We start from the raw sequence: 14667 nt of genomic DNA on the forward strand, positions 1-14667 counted from the left end.
ATGGCTGAAACACAATCATCAAGATCTGACGATAAAAAAAGAAAGTCAACTTATCAATCTATTAAAGAGAAACTTCAAAGAAATAGAGTAGAAACAATTCAAGGAGTGGAAGTAGAGCATCGTGTCATTCCATTATGGATTAAATTACTTATATTATTAGTATTAATGATTTTATTATTTATTGTTGGAACTATGATTGGATACGGTATACTTCATAATCCATTTGGGGTGTTTAATCCCGAAACTTGGCAACACATCTTTGATTTAACTGGAAGGAGCTCATAATGGAAACTATTTATGACTTTAACGAAATTAAAAAAATTATACCTCACCGCTATCCATTTTTATTATTAGATAGAATAGTAGAATTAGAAGACGGTAAACGTTGTGTAGGTATTAAACAAGTAGCAGGTAACGAACCATTTTTCCAAGGACATTTTCCTGATTATGCAGTAATGCCAGGCGTATTAATCGTAGAAGCATTAGCACAAACAGGTGCAGTTGCAATGCTACGCTTAGAAGAAAACCAAGGAAAACTAGCAATGTTTGCAGGAATTGATAAATGTCGATTCAAAAAACAAGTTACACCAGGTGACACTTTAAGACTTGAAGTAGAAATAAACAAAATAAAAGGTCCAATAGGAAAAGGAACAGCAAAAGCAACAGTAGATGGAGAAGTTGCATGTAGTTGTGAAATTAGCTTTGCTATTGTAGATCAATAAATAGAAAAGAGAAAACAGGCGACTGTTTTCTCTTTTTTTCTGCTTATAAATGGGATTTGATTTTGTTAGGGACAGAATTCCGAGAAATGTCTCTAAGAGAGCGCCCACCTAACTACCAGAATTCGAAATAATGGAAGTTAGCGGATTCTAATTACCAGAATTCGAAATAATGGAAGTTAGCGGATTCTAATTACCAGAATTCAGAATAGTGGTAGTTACAGAGTTCTAATTACCAGAATTCGGAATAGTGGTAGTTACAGCGTTCTAATTACCAGAATTCGGAATAGTGGTAGTTACAACGTTCTAATTACCAGAATTCGAAATAATGGAAGTTAGCGGATTCTAACTACCAGAATTCAGAAAAATGGAAGTTAGCGAGCTCTAACTACCACAATTCGAAATAATGGTAGTTACAGGATTCTAACTACCACAATTCAGAATAATGGAAGATACAGTATTCTAACTACCAGAATTCAGAATAATGGAAGTTACAACATTCTAACTACCACAATTCAGTATAATGATAGTTACACATCCAAATACACACCTAACAAAAAATCTAGGACCACAAACTGTCCTAGATTTTTCTTTATATATTGCTTTTTTCGTCTTTTAATTTTGGTTTAGATTGCATCAATCTATTAAATGATGTTTTAAGCTCATCTCCTGATAAGCCTTCATCTATGAGTTGCTCTAATAATCGTTCTGCATATACTTGTCGTAATGTATAGATATGACATTCAAATACGACGGATATTTTATCTTCTAGTTGTTCTATGTATTTGATGGTTGCATCAAATAATGCTGGGTCGTTTGAAGGTCTTGTTATAACGACACGTGTATCTAGTAAGGTTTGGTTATCGTGATATTCTTTCATTTGTTCATAATGAATATCTGAAATTAAGATCTCTAGTAGCCATCCTGTACCACTATTTTCTTTATTTATAATGATACCATCTAATAATTCATATTCTGTAATCTGTTCATCGTCTACAATTTGAAAGCGTACGGCTTTAAATGTTTTCATAAACATCCCCCTTATCGTTAAATCTACGAATGTTTAACTTTGTTATCTATTATAAAGCACTTTTGCATGAAATAACAATAATCATAAAATAAAGTGAAGAATAAGTGTTTATTTTATGATTTATCGGACTTTGACTGAAAAAATTGACTCATTATATTATAAGTATAAGGAGGTGAGAATATGTTAAATAAATCTGTATTAGTTGGACGTTTAACTAAGGACCCTGCATATTATAAGAAAGGCGAAATTATCATTTCTACATTTTGTTTAGCTGTTGAACGCGGATATAAGACTAAAGATGGCACGATTGCTGTTGATTTTATTGTATGTAAAGCATTTGGTAAACTTGCACATAATATTCATGAATATACTAAGAAGGGACAGCTTGTTGCATTAACTGGGCAAATTCAATCAAGAGCATATGTTAAAGATGATAAGAAACACTATATAACAGAAATTATATGTGAAACGATTAAATTCTTAAATATGCCTGCATCAAGTAAATCAACGATCCCTCAAACAAAAGAGGAAATGAGTGAATTAATTAGTGAAAGTGCTGAAAGTTATGCTAGTGACCTTTCATCTAAAGTAGCAAAAGAAAAATTACGAGCTGAAGCATTAGCTAAAGAAAATGGTGAAAATAACTTAGATGATAAGTTATATAGCGAATATCATAATGTCGTTGACGTTATTAAAGAAACTGAACAACAAACTCCTGATGCTGATGCATCAAAAGTAACAACCTCGTAGCATTAAACTTCAATAAAAACTGTTTATAGAAATACTTCCGAAAATAAATATTCTTGATTCTAAATTCCGAAACTTGCTGTCTTGCTGTAGGGCAGCAAGTATACATAATTACAAGTAATTGTTTAAAAAATTACATGAATATGACAAATTGTCTGATAATTAATTTTGTTCAATCTTTATAAATGCCTTTGTTAAGGTGTTTTAATGATTAATATTCAGAATATTGTCTGAAAATTAACGTAATCTAACTGTAATATTAGCTGTAATTTTTTCATATAGCTGTAACCTATGACATAAAAATAAGTGGTATAGTTTAAACAGTAAAAATCATATAAAAAGTGAAAACCTTACAGGAGGAAACATTCAATCATGAAAAAATTATTAGCAGTTTCAACTGCGGCAGTTGCAGTTACTACAGGGGTAACAGCTACAGCCGATGCAGCAACACATACAGTAAAATCTGGTGATACTTTAGGTAGTATTTCACAACAATATGGTACTTCAGTAAGTGCTATTAAAGCAGAAAATGGTTTAAAATCTAACTTAATCTTCCCTAACCAAGTAATCAAGGTTAACGAGAAAAGTTCAGAATCAACTACAGAATACACTGTAGTAGCAGGAGATACTTTAGGTAAAATCGCAGCTAAATACGATGTAACTGTATCTCAATTAAAAGCATGGAACAACTTATCTTCAGATCTAATCATTGTTGGACAAACTTTATCATTACAAGCTCCAGCTCAATCAGCTGAGCCAGCTAAAGCGCCTGTAGCACAACAAGCGCCAGTTCAACAAACTCAAGAACAAGTTGCAGCTCCAGCTCAACAACAAAGCTACCAAGCGCCTGTTCAATCATACCAAGCGCCAGCACAACAAACTTACCAAGCACCAGCACAACAAACATATAAAGCACCAGCTCAACAATCATACCAAGCGCCAGCTCAAAAAGTTAGAACTACTCAAACTTCAACAGCTAGCACTGGTGGATCTACTAAAGCTCAATTCTTAGCTGCTGGTGGTTCAGAAGCTATGTGGAATGCAATTGTATTACCAGAATCAAGTGGTAATCCAAATGCAGTTAACCCAGCTGGATACCGTGGTCTTGGTCAAACTAAAGAAGCATGGGGACAAGGTTCAGTAGCTACACAAACTAAAGGTATGTTAAACTACGCTAAAAACCGTTACGGTTCAGAATCAGCTGCTATTGCTTTCCGTCAAGCTAAAGGATGGTGGTAAGCCATACACTTTAATCTAAAGTGGCTATAAATTAATTTATCCAATCGCCTAGGAAATATCCTAGGCGATTTTTTAATTTGACCACAATACGTCTATTTGATAATCTTAAATAAACTGAATATATGAGTGACTGCTAGGGGCGCCATTCGGCTGAGATGAATTAATTCAGTCCCTTAACACCTGATTTGGATAATGCCAACGTAGGAAAGTGGTCGATGAACGTTTTTACAACTATTAATTGACCTCTTTCTTATGAAAGAGGTCATTTTTTATGAAGTTATCAATAATAGAATTATAAATATAAATTTGAGGTGGATTACAATGAAAAAACCGAATATAGCATTAACGATTGCTGGAACGGACCCAAGTGGTGGAGCAGGTATTATGGCAGATTTGAAATCATTTCATGCATCAGGCGTTTATGGAATGGCAGTTGCTACTAGTATCGTTTCACAAAACAGTCTAGGTGTACAAGATGTTTACCATTTACCTGTTGAAGTTATTGAAAGCCAATTAAAAAGTGTCTTTGATGACGAAGTACCACATGCTATCAAAACAGGTATGATTGCATCAGAAGAAATGATGCAAACGATTAAACCATTTATTGAACAATCTGGTAAACCGTATGTTATTGACCCAGTCATGGTTGCTAAAAGTGGTGATGCGCTAATGGATGATGAAGGGAAAGGGAAACTTAAAGAAATATTATTACCCTTAGCTACAGTCGTTACACCTAATATTCCAGAAGCAGAAGATATTACTGGATTTAAGATTCAAACTGAAGAAGAAATTAAAAAAGCTGGTGCATTTTTCTTAAATGAAATTGGATCTAAAGGTGTCGTTATAAAAGGTGGCCATCTGGAAGGTGATGCAATCGACTATTTATTTACTGAAAATGGCGTGAAAAGTTGGAAAAGTGAAAGATTCAATACGAAGCATACACATGGAACAGGTTGTACATTTAGTGCAGTAATAACAGCAGAATTAGCTAAAGGTCATACAATTGAAGAAGCGGTAGAAGTAGCTAAAAGATTTATTACGTTAGCTATTCAATATACACCTGAAATAGGCAAAGGTAGAGGTCCAGTAAACCACTTTGCATACCAAAAGATAGAGGGATTAGATTATGAGTAAATTAACAAATATTAGAGAAAATAGTCCATTAATCGTATGTTATACAAATGATGTCGTTAAAAACTTTACAGCAAATGGTTTAATTTCATTAGGCGCAAGTCCAGCAATGAGTGAAGAACCTGAAGAAGCAGAAGAATTTTCAAAAGCAGCAGGCGCTTTTCTTCTTAACATAGGTACGATTACGACTGATAAAGCATATGATATGAAGCAATATGCTGAAATTATGCATAGAAATGGTGTTCCAGTAGTTCTAGATCCAGTTGCTGTTGGTGCATCACAATTAAGAAAGACTTTTTGTACGACATTATTAAATGATGAAGTAGTTGATGTTATAAGAGGCAATGCATCAGAAATATTAGCGCTTATAGAAGAAGATACAATTATGAAAGGTACAGATAGTGATGATACGCTTGATGCTGTTAAAATTGCAAAAAAAGCACATCAACAATTAAAGCTACCGATTATCATAACTGGTAAAGTCGATGTCATTGCATGTCATAATAAAATCATCGAATTGCACAATGGTAGTGAGATGTTAACGAAAGTAACTGGCGGAGGTTGTTTATTAGGTGGGGTAATTGCTGCATTCTTATCTCATGAAAATACCATCACAATAGACTTATTAGAAGAAGCGTTATCAACATATAATATTGCAAGTGAGTTGGCATATCAACAACCTGGTGCACATTTACCAGGTACATTCCAAATTTCGTTTATAGATCAACTGAATGTTATAACAGAAGACATTGTTAAAGAGAAAAAGATTGTGAAAGAAGTGAACTAAATGTTTGATCCAAAAACGTTAAAAGTATATTTTATAGCAGGCAGTCAAGATATTGCTGACGGTAATCTTATAAGAGTTGTTGAAGAAGCTTTAAAGGCAGGCATCACGATGTTTCAGTTTCGTGAAAAAGGTGAGACGAGTAAAAAAGGGGCAGAAAAAGAAGCCCTTGCGCAATCATTATTTGAGCTTTGCAAGCAATATCAAGTTCCATTTATCGTCAATGATGATGTAGATTTAGCAATTAAATTAAATGCTGATGGTATTCATGTTGGACAAGATGACCGAAATGTATCTGAGTTTAAAGATAAGTTTAAAGATAAAATCATTGGCTTAAGTGTTGCAAATAAAAGTGAATATGATCAATCTGATATATCTGACGTGGATTATATTGGAACCGGACCTATACATTCTACAAATTCTAAAGCTGATGCAGGAGAAGAAGGTGGGTATCAACAGATTGAAAATATGAGAAAAATCAATCAAGATATTCCTATCGTTGCAATCGGCGGCATTACTGAAGTTGATGTACAACCACTTATTAAAGCTGGCGCAAATGGTGTAAGTGTTATCTCTGCTATAGCGAAAAGTCAAAATATTGAACAAACTGTGAAGGGCTTTCATAAACAGTATAAAAATATTTGATAAAATTAATATATTGATTTATGTTGTCGCTATTCTATGATAGAATGAGTTTTATGTGAGTATATCAATAGAGGTGGAAAAATGAAGAAAAAAGCTTTATGGCCATTATTATTTGGTGTAATGGTTGTGCTAGCTGGTTGTGATTATTCTAAACCTGAGAATAGGGATGGATTCTTTTATAATACATTCGTAAAACCGATGGATAGTGTTATTCATTGGCTTGGTACAAATTTGAATCACGATTATGGTCTAGCTATTATCGTTATAACATTAATTGTTCGTTTTGCGTTATTCCCATTTATGATGAAGACGTATAAGAATCAAAAGTTAATGCGTGAAAAAATGAAACTTGCTAAACCTGAAATGGAAGCAATTCAAGAAAAAGTTAAACGTGCTCGTACTCAAGAAGAAAAAATGGCAGCCAATCAAGAAATGATGGCATTATACAAAAAACATGGTATTAATCCAATGAACATGGGTTGTTTACCAATCGTTATACAAATGCCAATCGTCATGGGATTATTCTATGTATTAAAATATCCTACTGAAGGCGGAATTACAGAATATCCGAATTTCTTATGGTTTAATTTAACTGAACCTGATTTAATTATTACGATCATTGCAGGTATCATTTATGCATTACAAGCATTTGTTTCTATGAAGTATGCGAATGTTCCAGATGAACAGAAAAATATGATGAGAATGATGATGTTTATTTCTCCAATTATGATTATTTGGATGTCATACATTTCAGCATCTGCATTAGGTTTATATTGGGCAGTCGGTGGTGCATTCTTAGTTGTTCAAACATGGTTAGGTAATGTCTTCTATAACAACAAAGTTGAAGAAGAAATGAAACCAATCATTGAAGCACATGAAAGAAATCAACAAGAAGCTAACAAAGAGAAGAAACCAGCTAAACTCGTATCTAATAAAAAGAAAAAGAAATAAAACCAAAAAACAAACTAATCATTGTGATTAGTTTGTTTTTTTAATTACATCCCATTCTTGATAAAATTGTTCTAAAAAGTTTTCCATAAATAGATGACGTTCTTCAGCGATTTGTTTGCCTCGTTTAGTATTCATTAAATCTTTTAATAATAATAATTTTTCGTAAAAATGATTGATTGCCGTATTCGGTTCATCATGATATTGACCTTCTTGTAGGTCATTTAAATTACGCGGTTGTTGAGAGGAGATATGCATAGGTTCTTTAAAATGACCGGCATATTGAAATGTTCTGGCTATTCCTATCGCGCCAATTGCGTCAATACGGTCTGCGTCTTGAACGATCTTTCCTGCTAAGCTTGTAAGTTTACCTTCATTTTTACCACCGTTATAACTAACATACTTTAGAATATGGGTAATCTCTGTTTGAATCGCTTCACTTAACTCCATGTCATTCATCCATTGATAAAGTTGTTGCCACGCTGTATCGGCATCTTTAAATAATTTCTTATCAACAGCATCGTGTAGTAAACTTGCTAATTCAACTACGAATAAATCCACGTCCTCAAACTGTGCAATATCTAGAGCATGATGTCTTACTCTTAGAATATGCTCAAAGTCATGACCAGTCGTATCATTTTGGTGTAACGTACTAACAAATGATTCTGCTTCTTTAATAATTTGTTCTTTATTCATATCTTTCTCCTTAAAAAAACAGGTAGAAAAGTTTGAACAATCATCTCTTCTACCTGTTTAGAATTTATAGTAAAGGTGATAGTAATCGTGCTATACCTTCTTTTAATTTAATCCACGTGCTTCTATTTTCATATCTTTCAACTGTTAATAATGATGAATGCGTCATATCATTCTCATAAGCTAATCGTGAATTCTTTGCGATTTCTTCGTCGTAAATAAAGGCATTAACTTCGAAGTTTAATACAAAGCTTCTATTATCCATGTTTGCTGTACCAATACTTACAACTTCATCATCTATGGCTACCATCTTCGTGTGTATAAAGCCTTTTTCGTATATATGAACTTTAACGCCTGCTTTAATTAATTCACCGACATTGGCAAATGTTGCCCAATAAACAAATGGGTGATCGGGCTTATTAGGAATCATTACATTAACATCTACACCTGAAAGGGCAGCTATTTTTATCGCATCTAAAAATGATAAATCTGGAATGAAATATGGTGTTTGAATGTAAATATGCTTTTTAGCTTCTGATATCATTTTTAAATAACCATATTTGATTTGTTCCCATTCTTCATCGGGACCACTTGATGCAATTTGAATACCAACTTTTCCGCCAGACTCAACATCAGGGAAGTATTTGGATTCATAGCGCATCTTGTCACGTGTAGATTGAGAGTTCCAGTCCAACATAAACCTAAGCTGTAATGCATTGACTGAGTCACCTTCTAATCTTAAATGCGTATCTCGCCAATAACCAAATTTTTTATCTAAACCTAAATATTCATCTCCGACATTAAAGCCGCCTACGTAACCAACTTTTCCATCAATCACAACAATCTTTCTATGATTACGGTTGTTCATTCTAAAATTAATGAGTGGGAGTTTGGAAGGGAAGAAACTTGCTACTTCTCCACCTTGAGCTCTAAATTTCTTAAATGAAGATAAATTTAATTTACGTGAACCCATGTCGTCATATAACATTTTAACTTCTAAACCTTCTTGAAGTTTCTTTTCAAGTTCAAATAAGATCTTTTTACCTAAGTTATCCTTCTTAAAGATATAATATTGAATATGAATATATGACTCAGCTTTTCTAATATCTTCAATAAGTGCATCGAATTTATCATGTCCATCTGTAAACATTTCAACTTTGTTATCAGTTGTTAAGAAGGCTGAGTTATTGTAAAGCAACATATGAATCAGATGCTTATAATTAGAAATTTCAGGCTTATCAATTTCGAAATTATTTTCATCAATTGCTTTGATTTGTTCATTTATGATGTGCTCAAGACCTATTTTATCTTGTTCATCTAAGTTGAAAATACTCTTTCTTTGAATTTGTCTCCCAAATAGTAGGTAAAGTATAAATCCTAATATCGGAACAAATAAAAGCACTAGCAACCAAGCCCAAATCGCACCAGCTTCTCTTGGTTCTAAGAAAATGATAATAAATCCAAACACAACATTCAGAATAAATGCTGTAATAAGTAGCACTGATACTATGATGGAAAAATCAAATGAAAAATATGAAAAGTAGTTCATACCAATGCCTCCGTTTCTTTATCTTAAACTAGTATAATACATTTAAATTAAAATTGAAAAGGTTGTATTTGACCGTTCTAAAACATATGCATATAATGATTATGAAATGGCATCAATTAAAATATCATTTAAATATATAGGAGTGTTATAAATGAAAGAACAAATCATTAATGTTGAAGGTATGTCTTGTGGACATTGCAAACAAGCAGTTGAGGAATCAGTAGGTCAATTAATCGGTGTTAAAGAAGTTGTCGCTAGTCCGGATGATAATCAAGTACGTGTCGTATACGAAGATCCTGCAAGTATCGATAATATTGAAAATGCTATTTTCGATGCTGGATATGAAGTTGTTTAAGTTATCATTCATATAATTATTATAAAAAAATAACAAATTAAACAAAAAAATAACAATATAGGCCGAATGAACTATAGTCAAACTACTTAATTTAGAGTAGAATGAACTTAAGGTAATTAAATTGAATAAGAGGTGGTACCCATGAATCAACCTAAGTCAAAGGTAAAGAATGTGGTCAAACTTTTATCATCATTAGGCGTAAACATAACAGAAACTAAGTCACGAATAGAAATAATGCGTAGTTTGCCGAATGTCGCAACTAACAAGTTGAAATAAATTGGTAAACTAAAAAACCGCGTCCTCAAATTGAGGATGCGGTTTTTTATATGTCGGCTTTTTGGTCTGATTCAGTAAATTTCTCTTTTTCGTGGTAATAGATAGATAGTAATATACCAACACCTGCCATTAATGACCATAACGCTGATCCACCATAACTTATAAATGGTAATGGGATACCTGTGATAGGTAGTAATTGAATGGTCATACCGATATTTTGTACAACGTGGAATAGTACGAATGATAAGTATCCGATTATAAATACAACATTAAAAGGATGACGTGTCGTTGTTGCCATTCTAATTAAGTGTATGAATAACGCTAAGAAAATAATCAGTACAGCCATCGTTCCAATAAATCCAAATTCTTCACCAATGATTGAAAAAATAAAGTCAGTATGATTCTCAGGAATATAAACTTCACCGTTATTTAAACCTTTACCAAATATTTGACCAGAACCAATGGCTTTTAAGGATTCTGTTAAATGGTATCCGTCACCTGAGCTGTATGCATACGGATCTAGCCAAGAATTAATACGTCCTAATTGATACGTCTTAATACCTGAAACTTTCTCAATCACACTTGGTTTAAAAATCATTAATAAAATGATACTTGAACCAATTCCAAATAGGGCGATAAATGCTGGTGCGAGTATTCTCCATGTTACGCCTGAAACAACAACGATACCAAGAATGATCGCAATTAATACAAGTGTTGTTCCTAAATCATTTTGCAAAAGTATTAATAACATTGGTACTAAAGAAGTTAATCCAATTTTTAGTAATAAATTAAAGTCTCTTGATAATGATTTGTTGTAAGTAAATCTATTATGTTGATAGATAACGTTAGCTAGCGCAATAATTAAAATGATTTTCATAAACTCAGATGGTTGAATACTGATAGGTCCTAGTCTGTACCAACTTTTAGCACCATTAATAATAGGTGTAAAGCTAGATTCAGGCAGGATTAATAGTCCAACTAATGATAAGTTTCCAATTATGTATATAACCCAAACATATTTTCTAAGTGTCTTTGGAGATATGAACATTAAGGCAATGGCTAAAATAAAACCAAGCACATAGTATAAGACTTGTTTAAGTAAAAAGTTTGTTTCATATTGTCCGCCAGACATTGCAGAATTGATTATTAAACAACTCGTTCCAAATAAGATAAGAATAATCGTAATTAATCGCCAATCTATTCTTTCTAGAAACGATTTATTTAATGTACGAGTAGAAGTTTCCATTAAAAGACTCCTTTAATTAACACTAAATTTCATAATTTTCATTATAACTTGATTGTACATAAAGTGATACATTTTTGCTATTCAGAAAAGCGTTATTTTTAAAATAGTCATGTTGATACGTGCAACAATAGCTAAAAACATGATAAAATATAGGCTAATAATCTACTTGGAGGCTTATATATGTCTAAAAAAAATATTTGCATTATATATGGTGGGAAAAGTGCAGAGCACGATGTATCAATTTTAACGGCTCAAAATGTGATCAATGCAGTTGATCTATCTAAATACATAATTGATATCATTTATATTACAAATGATGGGGATTGGATTAAAAGCGACCAATCTATCGATGGAAAAGTCGAAGATATTGAACAATTAAAATTATCAAGTGAATCATTAACACCAATATCTAAATTATTAGAAGCGAGTAATGATGGCAACGCATATAGCGCAGTATTTCCATTATTACACGGTCCAAACGGTGAAGACGGTACAATTCAAGGTTTATTTGAAGTATTGGATATTCCTTATGTTGGTAATGGTGTGCTTGCAGCATCAAGTTCAATGGATAAATTAGTGATGAAACATTTATTCGCTCACAGAGGATTACCTCAATTACCATATGTAAGTTTCTTAAAAAGTGAATACGAGAAATATGAACATAATATAGTGGAGCTTATTCAAAATAAACTTGAATATCCTGTATTCGTTAAACCAGCAAATTTAGGTTCAAGTGTTGGTATTAGTAAATGTACGAATAAAGAAGAATTAATTTCTGGTATTGAAGAAGCATTTCAATTTGACCGTAAACTTGTGATCGAACAAGGTGTTGATGCTAGAGAAATTGAAGTAGCCGTATTAGGTAATGATTACCCAGAAACAACTTTACCTGGTGAAGTTATTAAAGATGTACAATTTTATGATTATAAATCTAAATATAAAGATGGCAAAGTTAAACTTCAAATACCTGCTGATGTAGATGAAGAAACAGCAACAACTTTAAGAAATATGGCTATTGAAGCTTTTAAAGCAACAGATTGTTCTGGATTGGTAAGAGCAGACTTCTTCTTAACAGAAGATAATACAATTTATATTAATGAAACAAATGCAATGCCAGGATTTACACAATACAGCATGTATCCATTATTATGGGAGAACATGAACTTAAGCTATACAGAGCTTATAACTAAGTTAATTGAACTTGCTATTGAACGATACGATAACAAGAAGAATATCAAATATAAAATTGACTGAGGGTAAATAGAATGAATATTAATTTACGTAAAATTAAAGAATGGGTTGATTGTGACATTCAAGACGAATATCTTGATGTCGTTGTTCAAGGTACATGCATAGACTCAAGAAAAATTGCTAAATCAAATTTGTTTATACCATTTAAAGGTGAAAATGTAGATGGTCATAAATTTGTACGTCAAACACTTGACGATGGTGCAGGTGCATCATTTTGGCAAAAAGACGTACCAAATCCGCCAGAAGGACCTATTATTTTTGTTGATGACACTTTAGCAGCATTACAAAGTTTAGCTAAAGCATATTTGAAATATGTAAATCCTAAAGTTGTCGCAATTACAGGTTCAAATGGTAAAACAACAACTAAAGATATGGTTGAATGTGTGTTGAATAAATCATTTAAAGTTAAGAAGACACAAGGAAATTATAATAATGAGATTGGTTGTCCATTGACGATACTAGACTTAGATGAAGATACTGAAGTATCCATTCTAGAAATGGGTATGAGTGGATTTGGTGAAATTAGTGAATTAACACATTTAGCTGAACCTGATGTTGCCATTATCACGAACATTGGTGAGTCTCATATGCAAGATTTAGGTTCTAGAGAAGGTATTGCAAAAGCCAAATTTGAAATTACAGAAGGTCTTAAAGATAAAGGACTATTCATATACGATGGTGATGAGCCATTACTTAAACCTTTCGTATCTGAAATGAAACATGACAAACTATCTGTAGGGGTAGCGAATGATAATGATGTGATTATTAAAACGAATCAATCATCAAGTCATGGCATCAATTTTCAATTGAATAATAGTCATTTCATTTATCATTTAAATATATTAGGAGAACACAATGTTAAAAATGCCACATATGCAATTCAAGTGGCTAAACATTTAGGTGTAACGGAAGATGTTATTCAAAGTTCTCTAGATGATCTTGTATTAACGGATATGCGCATGCAAAGAATTGAAACTGAACAATATGGTTTACTCATTAATGATGCCTATAATGCAAGTCCAACAAGTATGAAAGCAGCAATTGATACACTGCATAATATGGAACAAACGGATAAGACACTTATTCTTGCGGATGTATTAGAATTAGGCGAAATGAGTCAAGAGATGCATGAGCAAGTTGGCTATTATTTAGAACATAAAGCTATACAAACGTTAATCACATATGGTGAAGAAGCGGCTCATATATCAAATATTGCGAAAGCATATATACCTGAAACTTATCACTTTGAGCATAAAGAGGAAATCACAGACTATTTAAAAAATCAATTAAATGAAGACTCTATCACTTTGTTTAAAGGTTCTAGAGGTATGTCACTCGAAACGATTATTAACGCGCTTACATGAAAGTAGGTATCCTGTTTTTACATGGTTATACAGGTGGTCGTTATGAGTTATTACCATTAATTGAATATTTGAGTAGTCGCTATGATTTTATACTTGAAGCGCCGGAATACCCAGGACATGGCTTAAATTTATTGATTAAAGATACAAATGAAGATATGTGGTTTGAGCGAGCGAAACAATCATATGAAATATTAAGAAAGAAAGCAGATAAGGTCATTGTTATTGGATTTTCAATGGGTGGCATTATTGCAGGTTTATTAGCTAAAATTAAACAACCCGATCAATTAGTGTTAATTGCACCAGCTTTTGAAAATATCAATATACAATACTTGGTTAAGTCTCCATATGCATTTATCAATAATATGAGATATGCAGATTTGAAGATTCTTGATTTTATGGTGAGACGTACAATCAAAATAAACTATAAATCATTTGTGGCATTTAAAAAATTACAGCAAAGTGCGCTATATGTTCCAGAACAAATAGTGGCGAAAACGTTAATTATACATGGCACAATAGATGGTCTCGTTCCAATAGAGAAATCGAGAAACTTAGTGAAGAGAATAAAGCATGCACGTCTAGTTGAAATTGATAAAGGACCACATGAAATATGTTTATCAAAAGTAAATTATAAAGTTTTTTATGAAGTTGAAAAATTTATATTTAAAAATAAATAAAGAAGTGAAACTG

17 protein-coding genes and 1 riboswitch are annotated in these 14667 nt (G+C 32.5%); of the genes, 13 read left to right on the plus strand and 4 right to left on the minus strand.

All coding sequences use genetic code 11. From position 1 onward, the window contains the following. Complete coding sequence (locus LQ673_RS09280; protein ID WP_025904488.1) at positions 1–285, plus strand: DNA-directed RNA polymerase subunit beta; 285 nt, start codon at positions 1–3, stop codon at positions 283–285. After that, on the plus strand, positions 285–722 hold the full coding sequence (gene fabZ / locus LQ673_RS09285; protein WP_025904489.1) for a 3-hydroxyacyl-ACP dehydratase FabZ: 438 nt from the start codon (positions 285–287) through the stop codon (positions 720–722). Before LQ673_RS09280 ends, fabZ begins: the two co-directional genes overlap by 1 nt. Positions 723–1311: 589 nt before the next feature. Here the strand turns inward: fabZ and LQ673_RS09290 are convergent. Next, entirely contained in the window at positions 1312–1749 is a 438-nt protein-coding gene (locus tag LQ673_RS09290; RefSeq protein ID WP_025904490.1) for a YwpF-like family protein, read from the minus strand. Between the two features lie 180 nt (positions 1750–1929). Between LQ673_RS09290 and LQ673_RS09295 the strand changes: the two genes are divergently transcribed. From LQ673_RS09295 to yidC, 6 genes are all read left to right on the plus strand, one after another. Beyond that, positions 1930–2499 carry a single-stranded DNA-binding protein gene (locus LQ673_RS09295; protein ID WP_159315407.1) on the plus strand — a complete coding sequence of 190 codons (570 nt, stop codon included), beginning with the start codon at positions 1930–1932 and terminating at the stop codon, positions 2497–2499. Between the two features lie 369 nt (positions 2500–2868). Next, entirely contained in the window at positions 2869–3735 is an 867-nt protein-coding gene (locus tag LQ673_RS09300; RefSeq protein ID WP_239705890.1) for an aggregation-promoting factor C-terminal-like domain-containing protein, read from the plus strand. Positions 3736–3860: 125 nt separating this feature from the next. Further along, positions 3861–3959: riboswitch (TPP riboswitch) on the plus strand. 97 nt (positions 3960–4056) lie between these two features. Continuing rightward, positions 4057–4869: a bifunctional hydroxymethylpyrimidine kinase/phosphomethylpyrimidine kinase gene (gene thiD / locus LQ673_RS09305; protein ID WP_107590707.1), complete on the plus strand. Its 813-nt coding sequence runs from the start codon at positions 4057–4059 to the stop codon at positions 4867–4869. Continuing rightward, positions 4862–5653 carry a hydroxyethylthiazole kinase gene (thiM, locus tag LQ673_RS09310; protein ID WP_191836448.1) on the plus strand — a complete coding sequence of 264 codons (792 nt, stop codon included), beginning with the start codon at positions 4862–4864 and terminating at the stop codon, positions 5651–5653. Before thiD ends, thiM begins: the two co-directional genes overlap by 8 nt. Then, positions 5654–6295 carry a thiamine phosphate synthase gene (gene thiE, locus LQ673_RS09315; protein WP_191836447.1) on the plus strand — a complete coding sequence of 214 codons (642 nt, stop codon included), beginning with the start codon at positions 5654–5656 and terminating at the stop codon, positions 6293–6295. A gap of 81 nt (positions 6296–6376) precedes the next feature. Then, positions 6377–7246, plus strand: coding sequence for a membrane protein insertase YidC (yidC, locus tag LQ673_RS09320; protein WP_025904496.1), 870 nt, complete (start codon positions 6377–6379; stop codon positions 7244–7246). Positions 7247–7273: 27 nt separating this feature from the next. On the opposite strand, the gene LQ673_RS09325 is transcribed toward yidC, so the two are convergent. Together LQ673_RS09325 and cls are read right to left on the minus strand one after the other, a co-directional pair. Beyond that, the gene (locus tag LQ673_RS09325) at positions 7274–7939 is read right to left on the minus strand and encodes an HD domain-containing protein (RefSeq protein WP_191836445.1); all 666 of its coding nucleotides are present in this window, start codon (positions 7937–7939) and stop codon (positions 7274–7276) included. Positions 7940–8003: 64 nt separating this feature from the next. Beyond that, the gene (gene cls / locus LQ673_RS09330; RefSeq protein ID WP_049320116.1) at positions 8004–9485 is read right to left on the minus strand and encodes a cardiolipin synthase; all 1482 of its coding nucleotides are present in this window, start codon (positions 9483–9485) and stop codon (positions 8004–8006) included. A gap of 151 nt (positions 9486–9636) precedes the next feature. On the opposite strand from cls, the gene LQ673_RS09335 reads away from it, so the two are divergent. Together LQ673_RS09335 and LQ673_RS09340 are read left to right on the plus strand one after the other, a co-directional pair. Then, positions 9637–9840 carry a copper ion binding protein gene (locus LQ673_RS09335; protein WP_025904499.1) on the plus strand — a complete coding sequence of 68 codons (204 nt, stop codon included), beginning with the start codon at positions 9637–9639 and terminating at the stop codon, positions 9838–9840. A 141-nt stretch (positions 9841–9981) separates the two neighbouring features. Beyond that, on the plus strand, positions 9982–10116 hold the full coding sequence (locus tag LQ673_RS09340; protein WP_224658879.1) for an Lmo0850 family protein: 135 nt from the start codon (positions 9982–9984) through the stop codon (positions 10114–10116). 46 nt (positions 10117–10162) lie between these two features. Here LQ673_RS09340 and LQ673_RS09345 read toward each other — a convergent pair whose 3' ends face one another. Continuing rightward, positions 10163–11362 carry an FtsW/RodA/SpoVE family cell cycle protein gene (locus LQ673_RS09345; protein ID WP_191836444.1) on the minus strand — a complete coding sequence of 400 codons (1200 nt, stop codon included), beginning with the start codon at positions 11360–11362 and terminating at the stop codon, positions 10163–10165. A gap of 180 nt (positions 11363–11542) precedes the next feature. Here LQ673_RS09345 and LQ673_RS09350 point away from each other — a divergent pair, with 180 nt between their 5' ends. Genes LQ673_RS09350 through LQ673_RS09360 form a run of 3 tightly spaced genes read left to right on the plus strand, consistent with a single transcriptional unit; the run spans position 11543 to position 14654 of the window. Further along, positions 11543–12616, plus strand: a complete 1074-nt coding sequence (locus LQ673_RS09350) for a D-alanine--D-alanine ligase (RefSeq protein ID WP_037589765.1) — start codon at positions 11543–11545, stop codon at positions 12614–12616. A gap of 11 nt (positions 12617–12627) precedes the next feature. After that, a complete protein-coding gene (locus tag LQ673_RS09355) occupies positions 12628–13977 on the plus strand; it encodes a UDP-N-acetylmuramoyl-tripeptide--D-alanyl-D-alanine ligase (RefSeq protein WP_191836443.1) in 1350 nt (449 codons plus the stop codon). Then, positions 13974–14654: an alpha/beta hydrolase gene (locus LQ673_RS09360; protein ID WP_037589763.1), complete on the plus strand. Its 681-nt coding sequence runs from the start codon at positions 13974–13976 to the stop codon at positions 14652–14654. The genes LQ673_RS09355 and LQ673_RS09360 overlap by 4 nt, the downstream gene beginning before the upstream one ends. Positions 14655–14667 lie beyond the last annotated feature (13 nt).

The organism is Mammaliicoccus sp. O-M54, from assembly GCF_022386035.1.
GTDB lineage: Bacteria > Bacillota > Bacilli > Staphylococcales > Staphylococcaceae > Mammaliicoccus > Mammaliicoccus sciuri_A.